This window comes from Flavonifractor sp. An100 (genome assembly GCF_002161175.1).
GTDB lineage: Bacteria > Bacillota > Clostridia > Oscillospirales > Oscillospiraceae > Lawsonibacter.
The window spans coordinates 1-25,849 of sequence record NZ_NFMA01000020.1; the positions used below are offsets into that span (position 1 = coordinate 1).

The 25,849-nt window shown below is 62.0% G+C and carries 23 protein-coding genes and 2 pseudogenes; 10 read left to right on the top strand and 15 right to left on the bottom strand.

Translation table 11 applies throughout. From position 1 onward, the window contains the following. The 4 genes and pseudogenes from B5E43_RS10945 to B5E43_RS10960 form a co-directional block, all read left to right on the top strand. Positions 1-228: pseudogene (locus B5E43_RS10945) on the top strand (hypothetical protein); the annotation flags it as partial. A 29-nt stretch (positions 229-257) separates the two neighbouring features. Further along, positions 258-1,223, top strand: coding sequence for a hypothetical protein (locus tag B5E43_RS10950; protein ID WP_087396667.1), 966 nt, complete (start codon positions 258-260; stop codon positions 1,221-1,223). 14 nt (positions 1,224-1,237) lie between these two features. Continuing rightward, positions 1,238-1,987 (top strand): annotated as a pseudogene (locus B5E43_RS15705) (stage 0 sporulation family protein); the annotation flags it as partial. 721 nt (positions 1,988-2,708) lie between these two features. Next, complete coding sequence (locus tag B5E43_RS10960; protein ID WP_087396670.1) at positions 2,709-3,656, top strand: AEC family transporter; 948 nt, start codon at positions 2,709-2,711, stop codon at positions 3,654-3,656. Between the two features lie 65 nt (positions 3,657-3,721). Here B5E43_RS10960 and B5E43_RS10965 read toward each other — a convergent pair whose 3' ends face one another. The 14 genes from B5E43_RS10965 to B5E43_RS11030 all read right to left on the bottom strand — a co-directional run bounded on the left by B5E43_RS10965 (position 3,722) and on the right by B5E43_RS11030 (position 16,992). Then, positions 3,722-4,579 carry a fumarylacetoacetate hydrolase family protein gene (locus B5E43_RS10965; RefSeq protein ID WP_087396671.1) on the bottom strand — a complete coding sequence of 286 codons (858 nt, stop codon included), beginning with the start codon at positions 4,577-4,579 and terminating at the stop codon, positions 3,722-3,724. A 68-nt stretch (positions 4,580-4,647) separates the two neighbouring features. After that, positions 4,648-4,809, bottom strand: coding sequence for a hypothetical protein (locus B5E43_RS15145; protein WP_158099036.1), 162 nt, complete (start codon positions 4,807-4,809; stop codon positions 4,648-4,650). 70 nt (positions 4,810-4,879) lie between these two features. Further along, a complete protein-coding gene (aspS, locus tag B5E43_RS10975) occupies positions 4,880-6,679 on the bottom strand; it encodes an aspartate--tRNA ligase (RefSeq protein ID WP_087396674.1) in 1,800 nt (599 codons plus the stop codon). A 135-nt stretch (positions 6,680-6,814) separates the two neighbouring features. After that, the gene (hisS, locus tag B5E43_RS10980) at positions 6,815-8,182 is read right to left on the bottom strand and encodes a histidine--tRNA ligase (RefSeq protein WP_087396676.1); all 1,368 of its coding nucleotides are present in this window, start codon (positions 8,180-8,182) and stop codon (positions 6,815-6,817) included. Positions 8,183-8,520: 338 nt separating this feature from the next. Further along, positions 8,521-8,937 (bottom strand): methylglyoxal synthase, encoded by a 417-nt coding sequence (locus B5E43_RS10985; RefSeq protein ID WP_087396678.1) that lies wholly within the window; start codon positions 8,935-8,937, stop codon positions 8,521-8,523. A gap of 49 nt (positions 8,938-8,986) precedes the next feature. Beyond that, positions 8,987-9,721 (bottom strand): AAA family ATPase, encoded by a 735-nt coding sequence (locus B5E43_RS10990; RefSeq protein ID WP_087396680.1) that lies wholly within the window; start codon positions 9,719-9,721, stop codon positions 8,987-8,989. A 137-nt stretch (positions 9,722-9,858) separates the two neighbouring features. Beyond that, positions 9,859-10,587: a 16S rRNA (guanine(527)-N(7))-methyltransferase RsmG gene (gene rsmG / locus B5E43_RS10995; RefSeq protein ID WP_087396681.1), complete on the bottom strand. Its 729-nt coding sequence runs from the start codon at positions 10,585-10,587 to the stop codon at positions 9,859-9,861. A 6-nt stretch (positions 10,588-10,593) separates the two neighbouring features. Continuing rightward, positions 10,594-10,953, bottom strand: coding sequence for a hypothetical protein (locus B5E43_RS11000; RefSeq protein ID WP_087396683.1), 360 nt, complete (start codon positions 10,951-10,953; stop codon positions 10,594-10,596). Positions 10,954-10,979: 26 nt separating this feature from the next. After that, positions 10,980-12,029 carry an acyltransferase gene (locus B5E43_RS11005; protein WP_087396685.1) on the bottom strand — a complete coding sequence of 350 codons (1,050 nt, stop codon included), beginning with the start codon at positions 12,027-12,029 and terminating at the stop codon, positions 10,980-10,982. 193 nt (positions 12,030-12,222) lie between these two features. After that, a complete protein-coding gene (serS, locus tag B5E43_RS11010; RefSeq protein ID WP_087396687.1) occupies positions 12,223-13,524 on the bottom strand; it encodes a serine--tRNA ligase in 1,302 nt (433 codons plus the stop codon). Positions 13,525-13,649: 125 nt separating this feature from the next. Then, positions 13,650-14,291: a hypothetical protein gene (locus B5E43_RS11015; RefSeq protein WP_087396689.1), complete on the bottom strand. Its 642-nt coding sequence runs from the start codon at positions 14,289-14,291 to the stop codon at positions 13,650-13,652. Further along, a complete protein-coding gene (locus B5E43_RS11020; RefSeq protein WP_087396691.1) occupies positions 14,284-15,174 on the bottom strand; it encodes a ParB/RepB/Spo0J family partition protein in 891 nt (296 codons plus the stop codon). Before B5E43_RS11020 ends, B5E43_RS11015 begins: the two co-directional genes overlap by 8 nt. Before the next feature lie 32 nt (positions 15,175-15,206). After that, positions 15,207-15,971 carry a ParA family protein gene (locus B5E43_RS11025; RefSeq protein ID WP_087396693.1) on the bottom strand — a complete coding sequence of 255 codons (765 nt, stop codon included), beginning with the start codon at positions 15,969-15,971 and terminating at the stop codon, positions 15,207-15,209. Positions 15,972-16,179: 208 nt separating this feature from the next. Beyond that, positions 16,180-16,992, bottom strand: a complete 813-nt coding sequence (locus tag B5E43_RS11030; RefSeq protein WP_087396694.1) for a ParB/RepB/Spo0J family partition protein — start codon at positions 16,990-16,992, stop codon at positions 16,180-16,182. Positions 16,993-17,344: 352 nt separating this feature from the next. Between B5E43_RS11030 and B5E43_RS11035 the strand changes: the two genes are divergently transcribed. The 6 genes from B5E43_RS11035 (at position 17,345) to B5E43_RS11060 (ending at position 24,701) form a co-directional block, all read left to right on the top strand. Beyond that, on the top strand, positions 17,345-18,601 hold the full coding sequence (locus B5E43_RS11035; RefSeq protein ID WP_087396696.1) for a dicarboxylate/amino acid:cation symporter: 1,257 nt from the start codon (positions 17,345-17,347) through the stop codon (positions 18,599-18,601). Between the two features lie 242 nt (positions 18,602-18,843). Then, positions 18,844-19,419: a xanthine phosphoribosyltransferase gene (locus B5E43_RS11040; RefSeq protein WP_087396697.1), complete on the top strand. Its 576-nt coding sequence runs from the start codon at positions 18,844-18,846 to the stop codon at positions 19,417-19,419. A gap of 106 nt (positions 19,420-19,525) precedes the next feature. Beyond that, a complete protein-coding gene (locus B5E43_RS11045; protein WP_087396699.1) occupies positions 19,526-20,800 on the top strand; it encodes a BMP family ABC transporter substrate-binding protein in 1,275 nt (424 codons plus the stop codon). A 179-nt stretch (positions 20,801-20,979) separates the two neighbouring features. Then, positions 20,980-22,599 carry an ABC transporter ATP-binding protein gene (locus B5E43_RS11050; RefSeq protein WP_087396701.1) on the top strand — a complete coding sequence of 540 codons (1,620 nt, stop codon included), beginning with the start codon at positions 20,980-20,982 and terminating at the stop codon, positions 22,597-22,599. Position 22,600: 1 nt separating this feature from the next. Then, entirely contained in the window at positions 22,601-23,716 is a 1,116-nt protein-coding gene (locus B5E43_RS11055) for an ABC transporter permease (RefSeq protein ID WP_087396702.1), read from the top strand. Continuing rightward, positions 23,703-24,701, top strand: a complete 999-nt coding sequence (locus B5E43_RS11060; protein ID WP_242964809.1) for an ABC transporter permease — start codon at positions 23,703-23,705, stop codon at positions 24,699-24,701. The genes B5E43_RS11055 and B5E43_RS11060 overlap by 14 nt, the downstream gene beginning before the upstream one ends. Before the next feature lie 84 nt (positions 24,702-24,785). Here the strand turns inward: B5E43_RS11060 and B5E43_RS11065 are convergent, their stop codons facing one another. Continuing rightward, positions 24,786-25,766: a PepSY domain-containing protein gene (locus B5E43_RS11065; protein ID WP_158099037.1), complete on the bottom strand. Its 981-nt coding sequence runs from the start codon at positions 25,764-25,766 to the stop codon at positions 24,786-24,788. Between the last annotated feature and the right edge of the window lie 83 nt (positions 25,767-25,849).

Here is a 25,849-nt window from a genome sequence, read left to right on the forward strand (position 1 = left end):
CGGCGGGTCCTCTCCCCCCGGCAGGCCCTCTTTGCTCCCACCCTTTGCCGCCCCCTGGAGGAGTGTGAGGGGCAGGTGGCGGCCGGACAGCTGGCTCCCTACCCGCCCGGGGTGCCCGTAGTGGCTCCGGGGGAGGTCATTTCGAAAAAAGAACTTTCTTATTTCCAGCAAATAGGCTATAATAATAAGAACGTACCGCTTGTGGACAGGGAAATCCCCTTGCCATAACCGTCATCCCATCGGGAAGGGGAGAAACCATGGAACTCACCGCTTTGGCAGGCAACCAGCGCCTGAAGGAACAGCTCTCTCAGCAGCAGACAGGCCGGGGTCTGGCCCACGCCTACCTCATCTCCGGCCCCCAGGGCTCAGGACGGCATACTCTGGCCCGGCTGCTGTGCCAGGCCATGGTGTGCACCGCCCCCCAGGGGGACCGGCCCTGCGGCCATTGCGCCCCCTGTAAAAAGGTCCTTGGAGGCATCCACCCCGACGTGACCACCCTGGCCGGCAGCGGAGAGGGCAAGTCCATCACCGTGGACCAGATTCGTTCCCTCCGGGCTGATGCCTACGTTCGCCCCAACGAGGGGGAGCGGAAGGTATATATCCTGGAGGGGGCGGGGCAGATGAATGCCTCCGCCCAGAACGCCATGCTCAAGCTGCTGGAGGAGGGTCCGGCCTACGCCGCCTTCCTGCTGCTGGCGGAGAATGGGTCGGGATTGCTGCAAACCGTCCGCTCCCGGTGCGAGGAGCTCTCCCTGTCCCCCTTGTCGGTGGGGGAGTGCCGATCCTATCTCCGTGCCCGGTTCCCCCAGAAAAGCGAGGGGGAGATTGAGCGGGCCGCCCTGGACTGTCAGGGCATCCTGGGCCGGGCCGTGGAGGCCCTGGGGGAGACCGACCCCGCCCTGGAGGCCCGCCGGGAACTGGTGGGCCGACTGGCCCAGGTGATGGAGATGGGGGAGGAGTTAGACGTGCTGGAGGCGGTCATGGCCCTGGAAAAGGGGGCCAAGGAGGACCTGCCCCGGGTGCTGGACGCCCTGGAGGAGGAGCTGATTGGCCGCCTGGGACAAGCCCGGCAGGGCAAGCGGTTGTTTCGCGGGGTGGAGCTGGTGCGCCGGCTGCGTTCCGCCGCCCGCCTCAACGTCAATGCCGGCCAGCTGGCCGGCTGGCTGTGCGCGGGACTGTTTTTGGAAGAGACGGAGGGAGGAATCTCCTCCGGTGACAAGTAAGGAGAACCACGTATATGGTAGAGATCATCAGCGTCCGCTTCAAAAGCGGCGGAAAGCAATACTATTTCAACCCCGAAGGCCTGCAGTTTGCCGAGGGAGACGGGGTCATTGTGGAGACCTCCCGGGGCACCGAGTACGGTCTGTGCGTCCAGGGCAACTCCATGATCGACGAGATCGAGCTCATTGCCCCCCTGCGCCCGGTGGTGCGGAAGGCCACCCCTGAGGACGCCATCACCCTGGAGAAGAACAAGGAGAAGGAGGCCAAGGCCTTCCAGATCTGCCAGGAGAAGATCGCCGAGCACGGCCTGGACATGAAGCTGGTGGAGGCCGAATACAGCTTTGAGGGGAACAAGGTCCTCTTTTTCTTCACCTCCGACGGACGGGTGGATTTCCGGGCCCTGGTGAAGGATCTGGCCAGCGCCATCCACGCCCGCATTGAGCTGCGGCAGATTGGGGTGCGGGACGAGGCCAAGATGCTGGGGGGTCTGGGCATCTGCGGCCGGCCCTTCTGCTGCTCCCAGTTTTTGGATGAGTTCCAGCCCGTGTCCATCAAGATGGCCAAGACCCAGAACCTGTCCCTGAACCCCACCAAGATCTCGGGCACCTGCGGGCGGCTGATGTGCTGTTTGAAGTATGAGCAGGAGGCCTATGAGGATTTAGTCAAGAAGGCCCCCAAGCAGGAGTCCTTTGTGGAAACCCCCGACGGGGCGGGTACGGTGTCCAGCGTCAACCTCCTGCGCCAGACGGTGCAGGTGCGGCTGGAGTCCGCCCCGGAGACCCCCAAGTGCTATCACAACTGTGAGCTGTGTGTCATCCGCAACGGCAAGGGCAAGCGGCCCGAGGGCTATGTGGAGCCCCCCCTGGAGGAGCTGGCCAAGCTGCGGAAGGCGCCGGAGGAGGAGCCGGACCAGTTCATATCCCAGGGCGAAAATTCCCTGGGCGCCGCCGTGAAGGCGGTTTTGATGGGGGAGAAGGCCCCTGTGGTTCCGGCAGAGGAAGAGGAAGGGACAACTCCCGCCCCTGAGGGGGAGGAGCGCCGTCCTTCCCGCCGCAGCCGGAGCCGGAACCGGAACCGCCGGGCCCGGGAAGAGGGGGAGAATCCTTCGGGCGAGCGTGCCGGAGCGGAGAGAGCTCAGGAGGAGAGGCAGCCCCGGAGTGACCGGCCTCAGGGGGATAAGTCCCAAGGGGAAAAGCCCCAGGGGGACCGTCCTCCCCGTCCGGAGCGGCGCCGGCCCCCAAAGGCGCCCCGGGAGAACCAGCCTGCCCCGGAAGGGGCGGGTCAGGCGGCTGAGGGGGGAGAGAAAAAGAACCCCCGCCGCCGCCGTCGTCGCCCCAGAGGGGGCGGAGGAGGAGCAAAACCCAATCCTCCTCAGGAGTAGATTGATTACCCTCTTGGCGGAGGGGGATAATTCAGAACACTTGGGGGCCCGGCCACTGCCGGGCCCCTCTTGCGGTGAGCCCAAACAAGGAGAGGAATGACGGGGAATGTTGGCCAGTTTTTTAAATGCGGTCTCTGCTGTGGTGGTGCTGTTTGCCCTGATGGCAGTGGGCTATGGAATGGGCTGTTTGGGGTGGATGACGGCGGCGGAGAAGAAGTTTGTCAGCCGGTATGTGGTGAACATCGCCGTTCCCTTTAACTGTGTGGTGGGGCTGCTGAACAACTTCAGCCATGATGCCCTGGTCAGCGCGGGTAGGATGATCGCCAGCGCCATGATTGGGATCCTGCTGACCCTGGGCCTGTCCGCCCTGGTGGCCACCGCCCTAAAGCTGCCCCGGAAGCGCTGGGGCGTCTTTGTGGCTATGGCAGGCAGTTCCAATACCCTGTTTATCGGCCTGCCCATCACCACTCAGCTCTTTGGAGAGGTGGCCATGCCCTATCTGATGACCTACTACCTCTCCAGCGCCATCTTTACTCAGTCCCTTTTGGTGCTCCTCATTGAGCGGGCGGGAACTGCCACCCCGAAAAAGATTCGGGTGGGGGAGATGGTAAAGGATATTTTTACCAAGCCCCCTATTGTGGGTGTGATCGTGGGGATCCTGCTGTTGGTGCTGGACCTGCGTCCCCCTGAGCTGGTGATGAAATTCTCCGGCTATATCAGCGACACGGTGATTCCCCTGGCTTTGATGTATTGCGGCTTTATTATCTATGAGGTGGGGCTGCGAAACCTGCGTTTTCTTCGGGGAATCCCCACCATGTTGGTGGTCCGCCTGGGGATCTCTCCCCTTATCTGTTTGGCCATGTGCATGCTGACGGGGATCGACGGCCTGGCTCGGGATGTGTTTATTGTGGAGTCTGCCCTGCCGGTGGTCACCCAGGTGACCGTGATGGCGGGGGCCTTCGGGGCTGACGAGGAGTACGCCGCCACCGGGGCCTGCCTGTCCACCCTGGGGTGTTTCTTTACCATCCCCATTTTGATGATGCTGTTAGGATAGAAACTACATACACAACAGCGCCCCGCCTGTGGAAAAGCAGGCGGGGCGCTGTTGTTTCATTTCCTTTAGCGGAAGGTGGTGGTGAGGGTACCGATGTGCTGGATGGTCACATCCACCCGGTCGCCGGGGCGCAGCCAGTTCTTCTGGTCGGCGGGGTAGCCGTGCATGACCCCCTGGGGGGTGCCGGTGAAGATGAGGTCCCCGGGCTGGAGGGTGAAGTGGTGGGACAGGTCGGCGATGATCTGGGCCACGGTGAAGATCATGTCCCCGGTGTTGGAGTTCTGGCGGACCTCCCCATTGACGGTGCTGGAGATGGCCAGATTCTGGGGGTCCAGCTCCCCGGCAGGGACCAGGCAGGGTCCGATGGGGGCAAAGCCGTCCAGAGTCTTGGACAGCACCCACTGATTGCCCCGGGCAAATTGCAGGTCCCGGGTGGACAGGTCGTTGCCGCAGGTGTAGCCGTAGACGTAGGAGAGGGCGTCCTCCTCCTTCACGTCCCGGGCGGGCTTGCCTATCACGGCCACCAGCTCCGCCTCGTAGTCGTACTCCAGGTAGTCGGGGAGGAGGGTGACGTAGTCCCCGTGGGCGGCCAGGGCGTTGGAGAACTTATTGAAGAGCACCGGCTTCTCCGGCAGGGGGAGGTTGCACTCCTTGGCGTGCTGGCGGTAATTGAGGCCAATGCACAGGATTTTCCCTGTCTGGGTGACCACCGGGGCCAGGGGAGCATTGGTAAAGCACTCTGCCCCCTCCATGAGGGCGGCCAGCTGGTCCAGGCCCGCCTGTCCCAGGGCGATGGCCGCGGCCATGTCGGTGGGGGAGGGGAGGCCCCGGCGGGCGCTCTCCTTCTCCACATCAATGACGCCCTGGGGGGTCTGGATTCCCAGGGAGGGGAAGCAACCGTTCCAGAGTTGTACCAGTTTCATGTAATTCCTCCTTATGGAAGGGGGCCCCATGTGTCATGGGGCCCCGGTTTGTACTATGGGAGAGGGAATCAGCCCTCGGTCTCCTCTTGCTCCTTGCGGGTGACGGCGATGGACAGGTCATCCAACTGCTTGTCATCCAAGCCCCGCAAAATGGAATTTTGCGGGGGCCCCGAAGGATTAAAATGCTCGGGCGGAATCAATCCGCCCTGCGCCAATGGTTTGGATTTCACCAAACCATTGTACGCGCCAAAAGGCGCGCCCCATGTTCCATGGGGCCCCTTTGTGGATGACCGGGTAAGATCAGCCCTCGGTCTCCTCCTGCTCCTTGCGGGTGACAGCGATGGACAAGTCGTCCAGCTGCTTGTCATCCACAAAGTCGGGGCAGGCCATCATTAGGTCGGAGGCATTCTGCACCTTGGGGAAGGCAATGACGTCCCGGATGGAGGGAGCGCCCGCCATGAGCATGCACAGCCGGTCCAGGCCGTAGGCCAGGCCGCCGTGGGGAGGCGCGCCGAACTTGAAGGCGCCTACCAGATGGCCAAAGCGCTCCTGAATATCCTCCTCGGAGATGCCCAGGGCCTGGAAGGCCTTCTCCTGCATCTCGGGGGTGTTGATGCGGATGGAGCCACCGCCCAGCTCGGTGCCGTTCAATACGATGTCGTAGGCCCGGGCGCGGCAGTGGGCCTTGTCGGAGAGGATCTTGTCCTCGTCCTCCACCATGGGGGCGGTGAAGGGGTGATGCATGGCCTGGTAGCGGCCCTCCTCCTCGCTCCACTCGAACATGGGGAACTGGGTGACCCACAGGAACTTGAAGTCCATGGGGTCCAGGATGCCCAACTGCTTGGCCACCTCGCAGCGCAGAGCGCCCAGAGCGGCCCAGACCACGTCGTTCTTCTCGTCGCCCACGATGAGGATGAGGTCTCCGTCCTTGGCGCCCGCCCGGTCCAGAATGGCCTTGTTCTCCTCCTCGGTGAGGAACTTGGCGTAGGAGGAGGTCATCTGGCCCTCGTGGAGGCGAGCCCAGGCCAGGCCCTTGGCCTTGTAGGTCTTGACGAAGTCCACCAGCTTGTCGATCTTCTTCCGGGGGAAGTCGGCGGCGTGGCCGTTGACATTGATGAGGCGGACGGAGCCACCGGCGGCCACCGGGTTGGCAAACACGCCGAAGCCGCAGCCCTTCACCAGGTCGCTGATGTCGGTGAGCTCAAAGCCGAAGCGCAGGTCGGGCTTGTCGGAGCCGAAGCGGTCCATGGCCTCCTGCCAGGGCATGCGCTGGAAGGGGGTCTGGACGTCTACGTCCAGCACCTCTTTAAAGACCCGCTTCAGGAAACCCTCTTGGATGGTCATGATCTCATCCTCGTTGAGGAAGGACATCTCCAGGTCGATCTGGGTAAACTCCGGCTGGCGGTCGGCCCGTAAATCCTCGTCCCGGAAGCAGCGGGCGATCTGGAAGTAGCGGTCGAAGCCGGAGAGCATGAGCAGCTGCTTATACTGCTGGGGAGACTGGGGCAGGGCGTAGAACTTGCCCGGATGGACTCGGGAGGGAACCAGGTAGTCCCGGGCGCCCTCGGGGGTGGACTTGGTCAAAATGGGGGTCTCGATCTCCAAAAAACCGTTTTCGTCAAAGTAGTCCCGGGCGATCTTGGTGATCTTGTGCCGGGTGGCGATGGCCTTTTGCATCTCGGGGCGGCGCAGGTCCAGATAGCGGTACTTCAGGCGGAGCATGTCGTTGGCCTTGGAGTGCTCCACGATCTCAAAGGGAGGGGTCTCCGACTTGGCCAGCAGGCGCAGCTCGGTGACGTAGACCTCAATGTCGCCGGTGGCGATCTTGTCGGTCTTGCTCTCACGCTCCCGGACCAGGCCGGTGGCGGCCACCACGTACTCCGAGCGGAGGGTGGCGGCCTTTTCGAAGATGGCCTTGTCGGTGCTGTCGTCGAAGGAGAGCTGAATGAGGCCGGTGCGGTCCCGCAGGTCCACGAAGATGAGGCCGCCCAGGTCCCGCTGCCGCTGAACCCAGCCGCACAGGGACACGGTCTTGCCTGCGTCAGACAGGCGCAGCTCGCCGCAGTAGCAGCTGCGGTGGAAGTTTTGCAGATTATCCATGTGAAATCAACTCCAAATTGTAATTTTATAATTGATTAGTCCATTTTGTATCCTTATTTTCCGCCGGCGTGGGGAGAACCCGCAGGGGCGAAAGGGAACCAGAGGTTCCCCAAAAGTTCTTTGCCAAGCTTTCTTTCAAGAAAGCTTGTCCAGAATGGGAGTGCCCTGGTTGCGCTCCTTGAGCCCCGCCTGGATGTGGGCGACGGCGTCGGCGGGGGCGAGCTTCACCTGCTCCCCGGTGGACAAATCCTTCACGGCACACACGCCGGAGGAGATCTCATCCTCTCCCAGGAAGACGGCGTAGGGGATGGACAGCTTGTCGGCGTAGGAGATCTTCTGCTTGAACTTCTTCTGCTCGGCGTGGATCTGGGTGCGGATGCCCGCCTGGCGCAGGGTGGTGGCCAGGGCGATGGCGGGGGAGAGGTCCTCGGTCATGGGGAGGATGAGCACGTCGGCGGGGGCGGTGTTCAGGCTGTCGTTCAGGTAGCCCTGGTCCTCCAGAACGAAGAACAGACGGGTCAAACCGATGGAAATACCAACTCCGGGCAGTTGTTTATCGGTGTAATATTCCGCTAAGTTATCATACCGGCCGCCGGAACAGATGGAGCCGATCTCCGGGTGGTCCAGCATGGTGGTCTCATAGACGGTGCCGGTGTAGTAGTCCAGGCCCCGGGCGATGGTCAGGTCCACGGCAAAGTGGTCCTGGGGCACCCCGAAGGCGGAGAGGTATTTGACCACCGTGTTCAGTTCATCCAGGCCCTGGTCAAAGAGCTCGTGGCGGCCCCGGTAGCCCTCCAGGTCGGCAAGGACCTCCTCGTTGGAGCCGGTGATGGCGATGAACTTCAAAATCTCCCCGGCCTGGTCCTCGGTCAGGCCGATTTCCTCCCCGGTGAGGAGGGCGGCCACCTTCTCGGCGCCGATCTTGTCCAGCTTGTCCACGGTGCGCATGATGTCCCCGGACTGCTCGGTGAGGCCCAGCATGGCGTAGAAGCCGTTTAAAATCTTCCGGTTGTTCACCCGGATCTGGAAGCGCTTCAGGCCCAGGGCGGTGAAGGCCCGGTAGATGATGGAGGGGATTTCCGCCTCGTTGGAGATGTCCAGCTTGCCGTCGCCGATGACGTCAATGTCCGCCTGGTAGAACTCCCGGAACCGGCCCCGCTGGGCCCGCTCGCCCCGGTAGACCTTGCCGATCTGGAAGCGGCGGAAGGGGAAGGTGAGCTGGCCGTAGTTCTGGGCCACGTACTTGGCCAGGGGGACGGTGAGATCGAAGCGGAGGGACAGGTCGGTGTCTCCCTTTAGAAAGCGGTAGATCTGCTTTTCCGTCTCCCCGCCGCCCTTGGCCAGGAGCACCTCGCTGGCCTCGATGAGGGGGGTGTCCAGGGGGGTAAAGCCGTAGAGGGAGTAGGTCTGGCGGAGGGTCTCCACCATGCGGTCAAACTGGACCTGCCGGGCGGGAAGGAGCTCCATGAAGCCGGACAGGGTGCGGGGCTGTACTTTACTCATGGTATCAAAATCCTTTCTGTGGGTGGATGGGGGTTATCAACAGGGTTTCCACATTTGTGGGGAAATAAAAAAATACGCTCCCATCCCAGGACTTGGGACGAGAGCGTTACAAAACACTTCGTGGTGCCACCCAAATTCAGACGCCCATGGGCGTCCCTTTCTTCCTTCTGGTGCGGGAAGGGGACCGCGCCCGTCTCCGGGCCCGCTGGTAGCGCTGTCTTCTCCGGGGCTCACACCTGAGGTCCTCTCAACCGCGGGACCTCTCTCTGTCGGGGGGCTGGCCGGGTACTCATGCGCCGTCGTGGCGGTATACAGGGGCGGAAGGCCCCCGGCTGAGGTTACAGGGAGAAGGGAACCCGGTTGGGGTTGACCACTTCACGCCAATCCAGATCACCCCGGGCCAGGCCGTGGATGAGCAGCTCGGCGGTGGCCACGTTGGTGGCCATGGGGACGGAGTGCTGGTCGCACAGGCGGCAGATATACATGACGTCCTTGTCCATCTCGTTGTCCAGGGGGGAGTTGAAGAAGAGGACCATGTCGATCTCGTTGTAGATGATGCGCTGGCCAATCTGCTCAATGCCTCCGTGCTCATGGGAGAGGAAGAGGTTGACGGGCAGACCAGTAGCCTCCGCCACCATACGGCCGGTGGCGTTGGTGGCGCAGACGTTGTGCTTGGACAGAACGCCGCAGTAGGCGGTGCAGAACTGGACCATCAGATCCTGCTTTTTGGTGTGGCTCATAATGGCAATGTTCATGGTGGCGGTAACCTCCTTATAGTGGTGGTGGAAGGTGGGTCCCCGGCGGTCAGCGGATATGCATGATGGGGACCTGGCGGCCGATGATGCGCTGGGCAATGTTCCAGCAGGCCAATGAGGCGCCCCGCCGTCCCTGGCTGGCCAGGGGCAGGCCCTGGTTGGCGCAGAGAATGACCTGAGGGTCCTCAGGCACCACGCCGATGAGAGGCAGACCGGCAGCGTTCATGGCGTCGTCGATGGTGGTGCGCAGTTTACGCAGGAGCTTGGGCTGAATGCGGTTCATCACCAGATGGATCTGCCGCAGGTCGGACAGCTCAGCTACCGTGCGCTGTGCATCCCGCAGGGAGGAGGCGTCGTTGGTGGCCACCACCAGCGCCCGGTCAGCCCCGCAGGTGGCCAGACGGAAGCCGGGCCCCAGCCCGGCGGGGGAGTCGATGAGAATGTAGTCGTAGAGGGTACGGGCGGTGGCTAACAGGGCCCGCACCTTGTCCGCCGTGAGGGCGGCGGGCAGATACATGGGGGCGGTGAGCAGGGAGAGGGTTTTCAGCTCCGGATGGGTGACCGCCGCCCGGGTCAGAGGACAGTGGCCCAGAGCCACGTCGGAGAAGTCCATCAGGGCCCGGTCGCTCAGTCCCAGGGAGATATCCAGGTTGCGCAGGCCGATGTCCATGTCGATGCACAGGACATTCTGGTCCAGCAGGGCCAGACAGGCGCCTACGCCTCCCGTGATGGAGGTCTTGCCGGTGCCCCCCTTGCCGGAGGTCACGGCGATGACAGTTCCCATGTGAAAGCCTCCCGTCCCACAAATTTAGTGTACCACAAATTTGGTCAGCGTCAATGGCCGCAGGAAAAAATTCCAAAAATCTTTATAAAAATAGGAGTAATTTCCCTGATTTTCCAACAGTTTGCTGCTTTGAAGCCTTAAAGCGGGTCTTTTTGCATCTTGGCCCAACGGCGGGGATAGCCCTTCAGGGTGGGGGCCACCTTCTCCATGACCACCAGGCGGTGAGCCACGTCGGTGGAGGGAATGGTGTAGTCGGTCTGCTGCCGCACCCGGCCCCCCAGCAGCTTGATGGCGTGGGCGGCTCCCTCCACCTCTCCAGCGCTGTCCACCGACTTCATGGACAGGAACAGCCCTCCCACCTTGGCGTAGGGGAGGCACAGCTCGCTGAGCAGCCGCAGGTCGGCCACCGCCCGGGCGGTGACCAGATCAAAGTGGTCCCGCCAGCCCTTTTCCAGGGCCTGCTCCTCGGCCCGGGCATGGACGGCCTCCACTCCGGTGAGGCCAAGGGTGGAAATCACCTCGTTGAGCCAGTCCACCCGTTTGTTCAGGCTGTCCAGCAGGGTGACCTGGAGCTGGGGAACCAGAATCTTCAACGGAAGGCCGGGAAAGCCCGCCCCGGTGCCCACGTCGATGAGGGTCTTGCCCGCCAGCTCCTGGGGGGAGAGGCCGGGGCAGGTGAGCAGGGCGGCGCAGTCCAGCATATGCAGCTGGGCCACCCCCAGGGGGTCCCGAATGGCGGTGAGGTTCATCACCTGGTTTTTTTCCAGCAGCAGCCGGCCGTATTCCGCCAGCTGCTTAGCCGCCTGGGCCGGGACCTGTTGGGTGAGGCCCAGAGCGTCCAGGCCGGAGGCGATGGTTTCTAGCATAGACGGTTACCTCCTGAAATTGGACAGCAGCCCCACAATGCCGATGGGGAGCGTAAAGGCGGCCAGGGCAAAACAGACCAGGGCCAGCACCACGGCCACAGAGGTCCTCGGGGCGCCCTTGGTGAGCCAGCTCACCAGTACCAGGGCCCCTAAGCCGATAAAGCCGGGGACGGCCAGCATTGGGGCCAAATTGCCCAGCATGGTGCCGGTGTAATAGAAATAGGTGGTGAGGGCCAAGAAGATCAGCACATACACAAGGCCGATCCAGGCCAGGGTGCGTTTGATGGGGGAGGCGGGAGTGTAGCCCGGCTCCTGTTCCCGGTCCTTATCCTGGGGATCGGGTTTGGGGGGATTGGAATGGGGCATAGCGTCTCCTCCTTGTCGTTATGGAGTTAGGGGTTCAAGCGCCGGCGAAGGGCGGCGCCCAGGCTCTGCCACAGGATGCAGATGAGGGGGGTGACGGTATAGACAAAGAGCAGCCGCAGGATAAACAGCATGCTCACCCGTCCGCCCCCGTGGAGGGCGGCCTGGTAATCGAAGTAGGAGATGGCCAGGCAGTGGTAGAGGTAGATGAGGTAGCTGGCCTTGTCCACCCGCTGCAGCCACCGGGGCATGGTTTTGGGCAGGTAGGTAGCCACCAGGAAGCAGGCCAGAATGGCGCTGAGGAGGTAGAGCATGTGGACTTGTTCCAGGAAGGGGACGGACCGGCGGCCGGTGTAGTTGAGCCAGCATAGCAGCAGGTTGGCCCCGGAAAAGAGGACGAAGCAGGTCCAGATGAGGGAGCGGTTGCCGCGCAGGGTGGCCAAAAACTCCTCATAGCGGGGCCCCACATAGCACCCGGCCAGATAGTAAAAGAGGTAAGTGGTAAACACCCGGTCCCCGTAGCGGAAGCCCAGGCCGGGCCAGATGACCTCCAGCAGGTCGGCCAGGTGCATGGCGCTCAGCCAGGTAATCCCCAGGGCAAAGGGGAGGAGGATGGCGCGGGAGAAGCGGCGGACCAGCCAGCGGAAGAGGGGGGTGAGCAGAACAAACTGGGCCAGGGCCACCACAAAGTAGAAGTGGCTGGACAGGTCCCCCCGGATGAGGTAGCCCCCAAAGTCCTTCCAGGACAGGGGGAAGTATTTCAGGTACTGGCTGAACCACAGGTAATACAGGCCCACCGCCACAATGTAGGGCAAAAAGATGGACTTCACCCGCCCCCAGTAATAGGACCCCAGGCTGCTCTGCCGGGAGCGGGGGAGGGTGAGCTTGATGCCGCTGAGGAAGAAGAAGCCGTACACCGACACATAGCTCAGCCGCTGGAGCAGATAGACGGAGGCGTACTGCCAGCTGCCGTGGTCCAGGTGGGTGATGGGGTGGGCGGAGCAGTGGCTCCAGAGCACCATGGCGCAGAAGGCCAGATTGAGCCAGGGCAGCTCAGTTTTTCGCGTTCCGGGGGCCATGGGGTTGCCCCTCCTCTCTCTTGCCTCCGGAAAGCCTTGGGGCCCAAGGCTTTCCGGGTTTGACCCGTCTGGAGCGTTTTTTGGAGGGCAAAATGACCCAAGATGGGAGAGACCCTGCCGCCATTGGCTCCAGACGGGTAAAACAAATGGTATTCTATCGGTTAAATATTACAAAACGAAATATCCGGTGTCCTTACTTCTTGGGGACCAGCACCTGGGTGCCGCCCATATAGGGTTGGAGGACGGCGGGGATTTTCACGGTGCCGTCGGCCTGGAGGTTGTTCTCCAGGAAGGCGATGAGCATGCGGGGAGGAGCCACCACGGTGTTGTTCAGGGTGTGGGGGAGGTAGGTGCCCTTCTCGCCCTTCACCCGCATCTTCAGGCGGCGGGCCTGAGCGTCGCCCAGGTTGGAGCAGGAGCAGACCTCAAAGTACTTCTGCTGGCGGGGGGACCAGGCCTCAATGTCGCAGGACTTCACCTTCAGGTCGGCCAGGTCACCGGAGCAGCACTCCAGCTGGCGGACGGGGATGTCCAGGGAGCGGAAGAGCTCCACGGAGAACCGCCACATCTTCTCATACCAGGTCATGGAGTCCTCGGGCTTGCACACCACCACCATCTCCTGCTTCTCGAACTGGTGGATGCGGTAGACGCCCCGCTCCTCGATGCCGTGGGCGCCCTTCTCCTTGCGGAAGCAGGGGGAGTAGGAGGTGAGGGTCTGGGGCAGGTTCTCCTCGGGGATGATCTGGTCAATGAACTTGCCGATCATGGAGTGCTCGCTGGTGCCGATGAGGTAGAGGTCCTCGCCCTCGATCTTGTACATCATGGCGTCCATCTCGGTCTGGGACATGACGCCCTCCACCACGTTGCCGTGGATCATGAAGGGGGGGATGCAGAAGGTGAAGCCCTTGTTGATCATGAAGTCCCGGGCGTAGGCCAGCACCGCCTCGTGGAGACGGGCGATATCGCCCATGAGGTAGTAGAAGCCGTTGCCGGACACCCGGCCGGCGGAGTCCATGTCGATGCCGTTGAAGGACTCCATGATCTGGGTGTGGTAGGGGATCTCAAAGTCGGGGACCTTGGGCTCCCCGAAGCGCTCCACCTCCACATTACAGGAGTCGTCGGGACCGATGGGGACGGAGGGGTCGATGATGTTGGGGATAGTGAGCATGATCTTGCGGATCTGCTGGGCCAGCTCGGTCTCCTTGGCCTCCAGGGCGGCCAGCTCATCGGCGTTGGCCTTTACCTGGGCCTTTACCGCCTCGGCCTCCTCCAGCTTGGAGGGGTCCTTTTTGGCCTGGCCCATGAGCATGCCCACCTGCTTGGACAGGGAGTTGCGGGCAGAGCGCAGCTCGTTGGCCCGGGTCTGGGCGGCCCGGTTCTCCTCGTCCAGCGCCAGCACCTGGTCTACCAGGGGCAGCTTTTCCTCCTGGAACTTCTTCTTGATGTTCTCCTTCACCACATCGGGGTTCTCACGGATGAATCGAATGTCTAACATGTCCTATTTCTCCTTAAATATTAATCGTATTCACAAAGGCCAGGCCGGGATGTTTCACGTGAAACATGGGGCCCGCCGGGGGATCGAAGGTTGTCCGGCCCGGGGCCGGGGTAGGGGAGAGGGGGTTAATCCACCGCCTCTTTGATCTCCTGGAAGCGGTCGTAGGGGGAGAAGCGGTCGTTGTCGGTGGTGCTCTCCTTGGGGAGGTAGTCCACCAGGCCCGCCTCCTCCAGGCTGTCGATGAGCTGGCGGCACAGGGTCCAGCGGCTGCGGACGTAGGCCTCGTCGATCTGCCAGAACCAGTCCATGGCCCGCTGTGTGGAGTCCAGGGTCTGCTCCAGGTCGGCGATCACGCCGGGCAGCACGTCCATCTGATCCTGATAGTCGGCCAGCTGTTCCTCCAGGTCGGCCACCTGCTGCTTCAGGGACTCGTTCTGGTCGTAGAGATTTTGCAGGGACTGCACCGCGTTGACGGACTCCTGCTGTAGGCTGTCGATCTCCTCCTGGTTTTGCTGCTGGAGCAGGTCGTTTTGCCGCCGCTCCATGAGAAAGGTGAACAGCAGGAGGGCGAAGGCGGCGGCAAAGAGGATGGTGATGTATTGGAATACCGACTTTTGCCGCCGCTTCTGCTGTCCCGGGGTGAGGGTGGGACGCTTGGCCTCCTTGGGCTGGGAAGTGGCAGGGGCTTGTCCCTCCGCCGGGGCCGCTGACTCAGGGGCTGGTGCTTCCGGCTCCTGGGACAGGGGCCGCTTGTGTTCTTCAGCCATGGTGCTCTACCTCCCCCCGCAGACTCTGGAGGAGGGCCAGAAGCCCTTCCAGGTCGTCTGTATTATAGTATTCCAATTCAATGCGGCCTTTTTTCCCCTTGTGGCTGATGTGGACCTTTCGGCCCAGACGGCTGGAGAGGTCCTTCTCCAGCTCGCCCAGATAGAGGGAGAGGTCCTCCCCCTGGGGTTTGGCCTTCTCCTGCTTTTCCTTTTGCAGGGCCTTCACCAGGGCCTCGGTCTGGCGCACCGACAGCTGGCCCTGGATCACCCGCTTGGCGCACTCCCGCTGTATGGCGGCGGTGGGGGCGCCCAGAATGGCCCGGGCGTGGCCGGCGGAGAGCTGTCCCTCCTCCACCAGGGTCATCAGGTCCTCAGGCAGGGCCAGCAGGCGCAGGGTATTGGCGATGGCGGGCCGGGATTTGCCCATCTGCTGGGCCACCTGCTCCTGGGTGAGGCCGTACTCCTCCATGAGCACCTGGTAGCCCCGGGCCTCTTCGGCGGGGTTCAGGTCCTCCCGCTGGAGGTTTTCAATGAGGCCCAGCTCCATCACCTTCCGGTCGTCGGCCTCAATGATGACGGCGGGCACCTCCATCAGCCCCGCCAGCTTGGCCGCCCGCCACCGCCGTTCCCCGGCAATGATCTGGTAATAGCCGGAGGCCAGACGGCGGACTGTCAGGGGCTGGATGATACCGTGGACGCGGATGGATTCGGCCAGATCGGCCAGCGCCTCCTCGTCAAAGCGCTTCCGGGGCTGGTTCAGCCCCGGCTCCACCTGGGAAATGGGCAGGGAGACGGAGCCCTCCCCCTGGGGGGACAGGTCCGGGTCGCCCAGCAGGGCGTTGAGGCCTCGGCCAAGTCCCAGTTCCATGTTTCGTTTGGCCATAGTGTTACTCCTTTAAAAAAGGGCCAGGGGGATCACCCCTTGGTGTGGATGGATACGATCTCCTGGGCCAGGGCGGAATAGGCCTCGCTGCCCCGGGAGTAGGGGTCGTAGGCGGTGACCGGCTTGCCGTGGCTGGGGGCCTCGGAGAGCCGGACATTCCGGGGAATCACGGTGGCATATACCTGGCCGGGGAAGTGGCGCTTGACCTCCTCCGCCACCTGAAGGGACAGGTTGGTGCGGCTGTCAAACATGGTCAGCAGCACCCCCTCCAGAGCCAGCTTTGGATTGAGCTTCCGCTTCACCAGACGGACGGTGGCCAGCAGATCGCTTAACCCCTCCAGAGCGTAATACTCACACTGCACCGGCACCAGCAGAGTGTGGGCGGCGCACAGGGCATTGACGGTGAGCAGCTCCAGGGAGGGGGGACAGTCGATGAGGATGTAGCCATAGGAGGGAGCCAGCTGTTCCAGGGCGCTTTTCAGCAGGTTCTCCCGGTTGTCAATGGCGATCATCTCCACCCCTGCTCCGGCCAGCGCCTTGTTGGAGGGGAGGACATCCCCGTACTTGGTGGACACCACCCCCCGCTTGGGGTCGGCCTCGTTGATGAGGACGTCGTAAATATTGGGGGAGGCGGTATTTTTGTCCACACCCATTCCGGAGGTGGCGTTGGCCTGGGGGTCAAAGTCACACAGCAGCACCCGCTGCCCCAGCGCGGTGAGGGCGGCGGTTAAATTTACGGTGGTGGTGGTTTTTCCCACCCCACCCTTTTGATTGACAACAGCAATGATCCTGGCCATGAGGTGCCTCCTTGCGCACTGCGGGTAAGTGTCCGATGGGTGGTTCGCGTCTTACCATTATAACAATTGCGCCGGGGCATTTCAACCGTTTCCCCCTTATTTTCTTCTTAAGAGAGGAGGAGAGAGGGGATGTTTCACGTGAAACATTGGGACAAAAAAGCCCCCGCCGTCTCCACAGACGGCGAGGGTAGGGAGGGGGAGTGAGGGGTCAGGTGCGGCTGCGCCGGGGAATGTGGATGGTGAGGAGGATTTCTTCCTCTGTGTCCTCCCGCCGACACTGGGCGTCCACGCCGGCGGAGCGCATCAGATCCAGACTACGGGTAATGGTATTGAGAAAGAGGCGCACGTCCTTAACCACAAAGGTGGGGCGGCGGCCCTTGGCCTTGAGGCGGGCGCAGAGGAGGGATTCCACCAGGGTCTCGGTCTGAGCCACAGTAAGGCTGTGTTCCACAATTTGGTTGGCGGCCTGCCGCTGCTGATCCGGGTCCTCCAGGCGGAGAAGGGCACGGGCATGGCGCTCCGTGGCCCCTCCGTCCCGCAGGGAGGCGAGGAGGTCCGGGGGGAGCTTCAGCAGCCGCAGCTTGTTGGCCACTGCGGACTGGCTTTTGCCCAGGCGGCGGGCCACCTCCTCCTGGGACAGGTGGTAGGTATCAATGAGGCGGCGCAGGGCAAGGGCCTCCTCCCAAAAGTCCAAGTCCTTCCGCTGTAAATTTTCCACCAGGGCCAGCAGGGAGGAGGACTGACTGTCCGTCTGCATCGAGAGGCAGGGCACCTCCGTCAGCCCCGCCAGCTTGGCCGCCCGTAGCCGCCGCTCCCCGGCAATTAGCTCCCAGCTGCCATCCTTCCATCGCACCGTCAAGGGCTGGAGCAGCCCCAGCGCCCGGATGGAGGAGGCCAGCTCGTCCAGCTCCGGCTGGGAAAAATGTCTGCGGGGCTGGTCTGGGTTGGGGTAAATGGCCTCCACCGGCAAAAACAGCACCCGTCCGGTGTCGTAAATTCCCTTTTTGCTCCGCAGCCACATACGCTCCTCCGCCTTTCCTGTCTTTGTCTATAGTTTACCATATTATGGAAAATAAAGCGTCGAAATGCCGAAGGGGAGAAAAATAATTTTTAACCCTTAGGCCAAGTCCCTCATGCAAAAAAATAACAGATATTGGGAAATATCCCGGCAGCGGCGGGGATGGGGAAAGAAAAATGAAGGAAGGGGTTGTGCAGACTGGAAAAGAAAGCTATAATGAAGGGGAAGAAATTGAGGTGGACCGGGGAACCAGAACCCCGCAGAACGAAAGCGGTCGGCAGCCCTGCCAGATGTAGGCGGGGCCTGGGGCCGTTTTCCTCCCAAGAAGGTCAAAAAGCGGAAGGAGAGAACGAGTATGAAAAGCAAACGGCTCCCCCTGGCATTTTGGATTTTTGCCGGATTAGTTGTGGGTGTAGTAGCGGGCCTGGCTCTCATGAATACCTCAGTGGCGGGCATGGCGGGCAAGGACTTTGCCAATGCATACATCAAGCCCTGGGGCGATATTTTCCTCAATCTGTTGAAGTTTGTGGTGGTGCCCATCGTGCTGTTTTCCATCGCATCGGGTGTGATCTCCATGCAGGACATCGGCAAGGTGGGGTCCATCGGTGGAAAGACCATCGTCTATTATATATGTACCACCGCCTTTGCTGTGATACTGGCCCTGATTCTGGCCAGCCTGGCCAAGGGGGCGGGGCTGTTCGTGGAGCTGAACACCTCCGACCTAAGCTATACCCCCCCGGAGGGCCAGAGCATTATGACAGTCATTGTCAACATCTTCCCCTCCAACGCGGTGCAGCCCCTGGCTGACGCCACCATGCTCCAGGTCATCGTCATCTCCCTGCTGGTGGGCTTCGGCGTGCTGCTGGCGGGGGAGAAGGGCCTGGTGGCCGCCCAGATCATCGACAGCTTCAATGAGGTCTTCATGAAGATCATGGACCTGATCATCAAGCTCTCCCCCATCGGCGTGGCCTGCCTGATGTGCCCGGTGGTGGCGGAGAACGGACCTAAGATCCTACAGTACATGATCGCCGCCCTGGCGGTGGCCTATGTGGGCTACATTGTTCACGCCCTGGTGGTCTATTCCAGCACCGTCCGCCTGCTGGGCGGGCTGTCCCCCATGGCCTTCTTCAAGGGCATGGCTCCCGCCATGCTGATGGCCTTCTCCTCCGCCTCCTCGGTAGGAGCGCTGCCCTTCAACCTGGAGTGCTCCGAGCGGCTGGGAGCCCGGCGTGAGGTGGCCTCCTTCGTGCTGCCTCTAGGCGCCACCATCAACATGGACGGCACCGCCATCTACCAGGGTGTGTGCGCGGTGTTCATTGCCACCGCCTTCGGCATTGACCTGACCATGGGCCAGATGCTCACCATCGTCCTCACCGCCACTCTGGCCTCCATCGGCACCGCCGGTGTGCCCGGAGCGGGCATGGTCATGCTGGCCATGGTGCTCCAGAGCGTCAACGTCCCCGTGGAGGGCATCGCCCTGGTGGCGGGCATCGACCGGGTCTTCGACATGGGCCGCACCACGGTGAACATCACCGGCGACGCCGCCTGTGCCATCATCGTCTCCCGTATGGAGGACAAAAAGGAGAGCCTCACCCGCCGGGTGGTGGGCTGACCCTTTCGTGGAAATGACCAGAGGGGCCGCGCCTTTCCCGGCGCGGCCCCCTCTTGCTTCCCCTGGAGAGGAGAACAAACCAATCGAGAAGGAAAAAAGAAAATTGTACATAATCCCCTCGAAAAAAATAAAAAAAGGGATTGCAGGGGTGGAAATTTTTTTGTAGAATGGATGTGTATCTCCATAGACAGGGTGGCCCGTTTTCGGGCCACTGTCATTTTCACGGAAGGGCGGGAGAGAAAATGGAGCTTTTGAAGCAGCGCATCCGCCAGGATGGAATTGTGAAGGGCACGGATGTATTAAAGGTGGACAGTTTTCTGAACCACCAGATGGATGTCGCTCTCTTTGAGGAGATCGGCAAGGAATTTGTGCGGCGTTTTGAGGGCTGCGGCGTGAACAAGATCTTGACCATCGAGGCCTCGGGCATCGGGATCGCTTGTGTCACGGCGCAGTTTTTTCACTGTCCGGTGATTTTTGCCAAGAAGAACCAGACGAAAAACATCGCCGGGGAGGTATACACCACCCAGGTGGAGTCCTTTACCCACGGTCGGATCTACGACGTGATTGTGGCCAAGCAGTTCCTGGGTCCGGAGGACCGGGTGCTGATCATTGACGACTTTTTGGCCAACGGAGCGGCTCTGGACGGACTCATTGACCTGGTCCACCAGTCGGGGGCCCAGCTGGCGGGGGCGGGCATTGTTATTGAAAAAGCTTTCCAGCCCGGGGGAGACCGCATCCGTGCCAAGGGCGTGCGGGTAGAGTCTCTGGCCCGAATCAAGTCCATGAGCGAGGCGGACGGAGTGGAGTTTGTGGACTGAACCACCCGTCCTGGAAACCTTGGTTAAAGCCGAAGAGATTCGGTTTTAATATAGTTGTTCCAAAGCAATGAAACGAACAAACAAAACTAAGGAGGACAAAGCAAACATGAAAAAGATTCTTGCCCTGGCCCTGGCCTGTGCCATGACCCTGCCCCTGGTTGCCTGCGGCAGCAGCGGCTCCAACAGCTCCGCCGGCAGCGCCAGCAGTGCGGGCAGCGCCGGCAGCGCCGGAAGTGCCAGCAGCACCGGCACCACCGACAACAGCGACTTTAAGGTGGGCGCCATCTATATCAACAGCAAGAACGATACCACCGGCTACACCTTCGCCCACAACAACGGCATCGTCACCGCCATGGAGGCCCTGGGCCTGGATCCCGCCACCCAGCTGGTCATTCAGGACGAGATCCCCGAGGACTATGACCAGGTAGCCACCGCTGTAGACACCCTGGTGGGCGAGGGCTGCAACATCATCTTCGGCATCTCCTTCGGCTACATGGACGCCCTGGCCGACAAGGCGGAGGAGTACCCCGACGTCATGTTCTCCCACGCCACCGGCTATAAGAGCAACGAGACCAACTTCAACAACTACTTCGGCCGTGCCTATCAGGCCCGCTACCTCTCCGGCATCGCCGCCGGTCTGAAGAGCCTGGAGACCGGCAACAACAACCTGGGCTACGTGGCCGCTTACGGCACCGAGTACGCTGAGACCTGCTCCGGCATCAACGGCTTTACCCTGGGTGTGCAGGCCGTCAACCCCGACGCCACCGTATATGTGAAGGAACTGGGCGCCTGGGCCGACGAGGTCAACGAGTCCGCCTTCGCCAAGGAGCTCATCGAGTCCTACGGCTGCGGCGTCATTGCCCAGCACTGTGACTCCGCCCAGCCCCAGATCGCCGCTCAGGACGCCGGCGTGTTCGGCTGCGGCTACAACTCCGACATGACTGCCGACGCCCCCAACGCCCACCTCACCGCCGCCATCTGGAACTGGAACGTGTACTATCAGACCGCCATTGAGGCCGCTATGACCTGCGGCGGCGCGGAGAACTTTGTCACCGCCATGGGCGGCCCTGCCTACTACGGCGGCCTGAAGGAGGACTTCGTGGCTGTCTCCCCCCTGAACGAGGCCACCGTGGCTGCCGGTACCCAGGAGGCCATTGACGCCGTTACCCAGCTGATCGTCTCCGGCGAGTGGGACGTGTTCTCCGGCGTGAAGCTGCACCTGACCGTGGCCGAGGACGGCACCGTCACCCTGGAGCAGGAGGATGCCGCTCTGGTGGACAACGCAGGCAACGAGATCGTGGCTGCTGCCGGTCCCTCTGTGGAGGACGGCGTCATTACCGGCACCATGAACTACTTTGTGGAGGGCGTGAAGGAGGCCTAACTCCTTCCACCCGGTCCAGACCGTACCCACCGGGCCGGCCGGTCATGATCCGGCCGGCCCGCTTTTTCCCCAGAGGCGTCCGCTTTTGGGGAAATTACCATAGGGGACGGGGGATAGGCGGCCGGAGAGACGGCCGGTTATCCCATGTCTCTTATACCAAGGATGAAGGAGGAACCACTATGGCGCAGCAGCCAAACGCCATTGAGATGCGGGGGATCACCAAGACCTTCGGCAGCGTGGTGGCCAACCAGGACGTGAACCTGACCCTGCGGCAGGGGGAGATCTTAGCTCTGCTGGGGGAGAACGGCTCGGGAAAGACCACCCTGATGAACATGCTCTCGGGCATTTACAAGCCCGACGCCGGGGAGATCCTGGTGGAGGGGAAGGCGGTGTCCATCGACTCCCCCCAGGACGCCAAGCGGCTGGGTATCGGCATGGTCCACCAGCACTTCAAGCTGGTGGATGTATTTTCCGCCGCCGACAACATCTGGATGGGCAAGGAGAAGGCGGGTTTTAGGCTGAAGAAGGACCGCTATGAGGAGATCCGCTCCATGGCTCAAAAGTTCGGCTTTGACCTGGATCCGGAGAAGAAGGTCCGGAACATGGCCGTGTCGGAGAAGCAGACCCTGGAGATCATCAAGGTGCTCTACTACGGGGCCAAGGTGATCATCCTGGACGAGCCCACCGCCGTGCTCACGGTGCAGGAGATCCAGAAACTCTTTGGGGTGCTGCGCCGGATGAAGGAGGAGGGCCACTCCATCATCATCATCACCCACAAGCTCAACGAGGTCATGGACATCTCCGACCGGGTGGCCATCCTCCGCAAGGGTGAGTACATCACCACCGTGGACACCGCCTCTACCAACGAGCAGCAGCTCACCGAGTACATGGTGGGGCGGAAGATCGATTTGAACATCCAGCGGCCCGTGGTGGAGAAGAAGCGGCCCCTGCTGGAGATCCGGGACCTGACCATCCGCAACGACGAGGGGGCCGTGGCCATCGACCACGTGAGCTTCTACATCCGGGGCGGCGAGATCCTGGGCGTGGCGGGCATCGCCGGCTGCGGCCAGAAGGAGCTGTGCGAGGCCATTGCCGGCCTGCGGCCCATCCAGTCGGGCCTGATGATCCACAAGGGAGACAACATCGTGGGCCTGCCCCCCAAGGCCATTTTGGAGAAGGGCATCTCCATGTCCTTCATCCCCGAGGACCGTCTGGGCATGGGCCTGGCGCCCTCTTTGTCCATCACGGACAACATGATTTTGAAAAACTACGCCTCCGCCAAGGGCCCCTTTGTGGACCGGAAGGGGGGGCGGGAGGACGCCCTGCGGGTCATCCAGGAGCTGGAGGTGGTCACCCCCTCCACCGAGACCCCGGTGCGGCGGCTGTCCGGCGGCAACGTGCAGAAGGTGCTGCTGGGCCGGGAGATCAAGGCCGGCCCCAACGTCATCGTCACCGCCTACCCGGTGCGGGGCCTGGACATCAACTCCTCCTACGCCATCTATCACATCCTCAACCAGCAGAAGCAGGACGGAGTGGGCATCCTCTTTGTGGGCGAGGACCTGGACGTGATGATGGCCCTGTGTGATAAGATCATGGTCCTCTGCCACGGCAAGGTGATGGGCGTGGTCCACGCCCACAAGACCACCAAGGAGGAGCTGGGCCTGATGATGACCGGGGCCCTGGACCTGAGCAACAAGTACGAGGATAAGCCCGCCGGCTACGCCAAGGACACCAACATTTCCGCCCAGGAGCTGGAGCAGCTGCAGCGGCAGCGGGAAGAGAAAGGGGAGGAGGAGTGAAATGCGCCTGCATGTGGTAAAACGGGACCACTGTCCCCTGTGGAAAAAAGCCTGCCTGTATCTGCTGGCGGTGCTCTCCGCCCTGGTGCTGGGGGGCATCCTGCTGCTGGCCATGGGGGTGGACCCCTTGGCCTACTACAGCCGGATGTTCACCATGGGCATGGTGGGCAACAAGATCGCCTATAAATCCATGGAAAACTATCTGAAGGTCTTCGTTCCCCTGGCGGTCACCTCGGTGGCCCTGTCCCTGGCCTTTAAGATGCGCTTTTGGAACATCGGGGGAGAGGGACAGTTCATCGTGGGTGCCATTGCCGCCGCCACCGTGGCCTTCCAGGCCGGGCCGGTGCTCCCCCAGGGGGTCACTCTGGTGCTCATGTGCCTGGCCGCCATGGTGTGCGCCGGAGTGTACGGCTCCATTGCCGCGGTGCTGAAGGTGAAGTTCGGCACCAACGAGACCCTCATGACCCTGATGCTCAACTATGTGGCCCTCTATTTCCTCACCTTCCTGGGGGAGACCAAGGCCGACTGGAACTTCTACCTGGACGAGACCTCCGTGCGGCCCATCTTTGCCAACTTCGGCAAGACGGTGTCCTTCCCCGCCTTCCCCATTGGAAAATTTGGCCTGAACCTGTGCGTCATTCTCACCTTTGTGCTGGGCGTGCTGGTGTTTGTGTATTTGAAGTATACCAAGCAGGGCTATGAGATCGCCGTGGTGGGAGACAGCGCCGGCACCGCCCACTACGCGGGCATGAAGGTGAACACCATTGTTCTGCGCACCGTCTTCCTCTCCGCCTGCCTCATCGGCCTGGCCGCCGCCTTCAAGGTGGGCACCGCCGGCATTCTGTCCACCGCCATCACCGATGATGTGGGCTGGACGGGCATCATCGTGGCCTGGCTGGCCCAGATGAACACCGCCGTCATCTTCCTGGTCTCCGCCCTCATCGGCATGCTGCGCTACGGCTCCACCGTGGCCGCCGCCACCTTCTCCCAGGTGGACTCCAGCTTCGCCAATATGCTCCAGGGCGCCATTTTGTTCCTGGTGCTGGCGGCGGACTTCTTCATTCGCTTCCAAATCGTTCCTGTGAAGAAAGGGGGCAAGGCAAATGGAAATGGATAAGCTGGGCGTGGTCACCTCCTTTTTGCACAACATCGTGGTCTATAACATCCCCCTGCTCTACGGCACCACCGGCGAAATCATCGTGGAGAAGTCGGGGAGCCTGAACCTGGGCGTGGAGGGCATTATGGCCGTGGGCGCCATCTTCGGCTACATCGCCGGCTGCTACGCCAACAGCCTGGGGGTGGGCATCCTCACCTCCTTTTTGGCCGGAGCCCTGTGCGGGCTGATCTTCGCCGTCCTCACCGTCTCCCTCCAGGCCAACCAGAACATCACCGGTCTGACCCTTACCACCTTCGGTCTGGGCGTGTACTTTTTCGTGGGCAACGGCCTGAAATCCATTGCCTGGCCCGCCATGAACGACTACCCCAACATCAAAAACGGCTTTGCCGACCTGCCCATTCCGGGGCTGTCTCAGATTCCCCTGCTGGGCAAGGGGCTCTTCTCCCACAACGTGCTGGTCTACCTGGCGGTGGTCATCGCCCTGTGCATGTGGTGGTATATGAACCGCACCACCCCAGGCCTGCGCCTGCGCTCGGTGGGCGAGAACCCCGCCGCCGCCGACTCGGTGGGTATCAACGTCAAGCGGGTGCAATACCTCCACATCTGCCTGGGCTGCGGCATCATGGGCATCGGCGGGTACTATATGGGCCTGAACATGTCCGGCTCCTTCAACAGCAGCTGCTGGATCAACGGTTACGGCTGGATCGCGGTGGCTCTGGTCATCTTCGCCAACTGGAATCCCGCCCTGGCCATCCTGGGCACCTTCGTCTTCGGCTTCTTCAACACCCTGCGGGTGTCGGGCTCCAGCCTGGCCGCCGCCTTCCCCGGCCCCCTGGGCTGGCTGGCGGGGGTACCCACCCAGCTCTACCAGGCGCTGCCCTTCCTCATCACCGCTGTGGTGCTGGTGGTCACCTCCGTGCGTAAGCGGGAGGGCTCCGGTTTGCCCGCCTCCCTGGGTCTGAATTACTTCCGGGAGGAGCGGTAAGTCGCTTGTCAAAAACAATGAAACAGGGCCGCCCGGCTTGATGCCGGGCGGCCCATTTTTCGTTCCATTTTGAAGGGGGGAGGATCAGTCGTCCCAGTCAGCGTCCCAGTCCAGGATGGTCCCGGTAACGGCATCGATCTCAAACTCGTACTCCATCCGGCCGCTGCGCAGCTCACCCTCATAGACGGCCCGGCCGTCGTCATAGTCCAGCTTGAACTCATGGTAGGTGCCGGTGGTGCCGGCCTTCTGCTCCACAATCTGCTTGGCCTTGGTCTCACCAATATAACTGTTGGTATTCTGAGTAGGAGTATAATACTCAGCGTCGTAGTCGTAGCTGCGGATTTCGCCGGTGGCGGCGTCAATCTCGTAGTCATATTCCTTGTTTCCGGAGTAAAACTCTACCTCATAGACCTTGCGACCGTCCTCCCAGTCGGCCTCCACATGGACGAAGGTGGCCTTGGAGGCGGATACGCCGGCGTGGTCCAGGGCGATCTCCTTGGCCTTGCCGCCGCCGATGTCCTTCTGGGAGGTGGAGGGGGCGTAGCTCTCGATGTCAAAGTCGTAGTCCCGGATAGAGCCGGTGATGGCGTCGATCTCGTAGTCATACTCCTGGTTGGCCTTCCAGAATTCCACATCGTAGATCATCCGGCCGTCGTCCCACTCCCGTTCCACGCGGTAGAAGGTGACCTGGGAGGACTTCAAACCGGCGTGGTCCAGAGCGATCTCCTTGGCCTTGGCCGTACCGATGTAGGCGCCGTCGTCGGTGTCGTCGGTGGTGAGGACTACCGTCTTGTTGTCGGCGTCCCAGGCCACGTCAATGCCCAGAGCCCGGCTGACGGCGGCCAGGGGCAGGTAGGTGGTGCCGTCGATGGTGAAGGGCTCCACCCGGTTGCCCTTGCCGTCCCGCAGGTCCAGCTCCTCCCCGTTGAGGGTGACCTTCATGTTCTGGTAGTCCAGGTAGGCGGTCTTCCGTCCCACGGTGGCGAAGGATGATACCGTCATGGTCCCCACCAGAGCCGTCACAGCCAGGGCGCCCGCCAGAGCTACTTTCCAATTCCGCTTCATATTGTTGTCCTCCTTTAATGGTGTGTTATGGTCCCGTTTTTCTTGGGCCTTGTTTGCGTTCATCTTTGTAATGCAGAGGGAGG

What these genes read in the sequence shown, in the direction of transcription:
- B5E43_RS11000 (WP_087396683.1), bottom strand. Translation starts at nt 10,953, where the DNA reads ATGCCCCATTCCAATCCCCCCAAACCCGATCCCCAGGATAAGGACCGG.
- B5E43_RS10950 (WP_087396667.1), top strand. Translation starts at nt 258, where the DNA reads ATGGAACTCACCGCTTTGGCAGGCAACCAGCGCCTGAAGGAACAGCTC.
- hisS (WP_087396676.1), bottom strand. Translation starts at nt 8,182, where the DNA reads ATGAGTAAAGTACAGCCCCGCACCCTGTCCGGCTTCATGGAGCTCCTT.
- B5E43_RS10965 (WP_087396671.1), bottom strand. Translation starts at nt 4,579, where the DNA reads ATGAAACTGGTACAACTCTGGAACGGTTGCTTCCCCTCCCTGGGAATC.
- B5E43_RS11045 (WP_087396699.1), top strand. Translation starts at nt 19,526, where the DNA reads ATGAAAAAGATTCTTGCCCTGGCCCTGGCCTGTGCCATGACCCTGCCC.
- B5E43_RS11055 (WP_087396702.1), top strand. Translation starts at nt 22,601, where the DNA reads ATGCGCCTGCATGTGGTAAAACGGGACCACTGTCCCCTGTGGAAAAAA.
- B5E43_RS11020 (WP_087396691.1), bottom strand. Translation starts at nt 15,174, where the DNA reads ATGGCCAAACGAAACATGGAACTGGGACTTGGCCGAGGCCTCAACGCC.
- B5E43_RS11050 (WP_087396701.1), top strand. Translation starts at nt 20,980, where the DNA reads ATGGCGCAGCAGCCAAACGCCATTGAGATGCGGGGGATCACCAAGACC.
- B5E43_RS10990 (WP_087396680.1), bottom strand. Translation starts at nt 9,721, where the DNA reads ATGGGAACTGTCATCGCCGTGACCTCCGGCAAGGGGGGCACCGGCAAG.
- B5E43_RS10960 (WP_087396670.1), top strand. Translation starts at nt 2,709, where the DNA reads ATGTTGGCCAGTTTTTTAAATGCGGTCTCTGCTGTGGTGGTGCTGTTT.
- B5E43_RS11025 (WP_087396693.1), bottom strand. Translation starts at nt 15,971, where the DNA reads ATGGCCAGGATCATTGCTGTTGTCAATCAAAAGGGTGGGGTGGGAAAA.
- B5E43_RS11030 (WP_087396694.1), bottom strand. Translation starts at nt 16,992, where the DNA reads ATGTGGCTGCGGAGCAAAAAGGGAATTTACGACACCGGACGGGTGCTG.
- B5E43_RS11035 (WP_087396696.1), top strand. Translation starts at nt 17,345, where the DNA reads ATGAAAAGCAAACGGCTCCCCCTGGCATTTTGGATTTTTGCCGGATTA.
- B5E43_RS10985 (WP_087396678.1), bottom strand. Translation starts at nt 8,937, where the DNA reads ATGAACATTGCCATTATGAGCCACACCAAAAAGCAGGATCTGATGGTC.
- B5E43_RS11040 (WP_087396697.1), top strand. Translation starts at nt 18,844, where the DNA reads ATGGAGCTTTTGAAGCAGCGCATCCGCCAGGATGGAATTGTGAAGGGC.
- B5E43_RS11005 (WP_087396685.1), bottom strand. Translation starts at nt 12,029, where the DNA reads ATGGCCCCCGGAACGCGAAAAACTGAGCTGCCCTGGCTCAATCTGGCC.
- B5E43_RS11015 (WP_087396689.1), bottom strand. Translation starts at nt 14,291, where the DNA reads ATGGCTGAAGAACACAAGCGGCCCCTGTCCCAGGAGCCGGAAGCACCA.
- rsmG (WP_087396681.1), bottom strand. Translation starts at nt 10,587, where the DNA reads ATGCTAGAAACCATCGCCTCCGGCCTGGACGCTCTGGGCCTCACCCAA.
- B5E43_RS11060 (WP_242964809.1), top strand. Translation starts at nt 23,703, where the DNA reads ATGGAAATGGATAAGCTGGGCGTGGTCACCTCCTTTTTGCACAACATC.
- serS (WP_087396687.1), bottom strand. Translation starts at nt 13,524, where the DNA reads ATGTTAGACATTCGATTCATCCGTGAGAACCCCGATGTGGTGAAGGAG.
- aspS (WP_087396674.1), bottom strand. Translation starts at nt 6,679, where the DNA reads ATGGATAATCTGCAAAACTTCCACCGCAGCTGCTACTGCGGCGAGCTG.
- B5E43_RS11065 (WP_158099037.1), bottom strand. Translation starts at nt 25,766, where the DNA reads ATGAAGCGGAATTGGAAAGTAGCTCTGGCGGGCGCCCTGGCTGTGACG.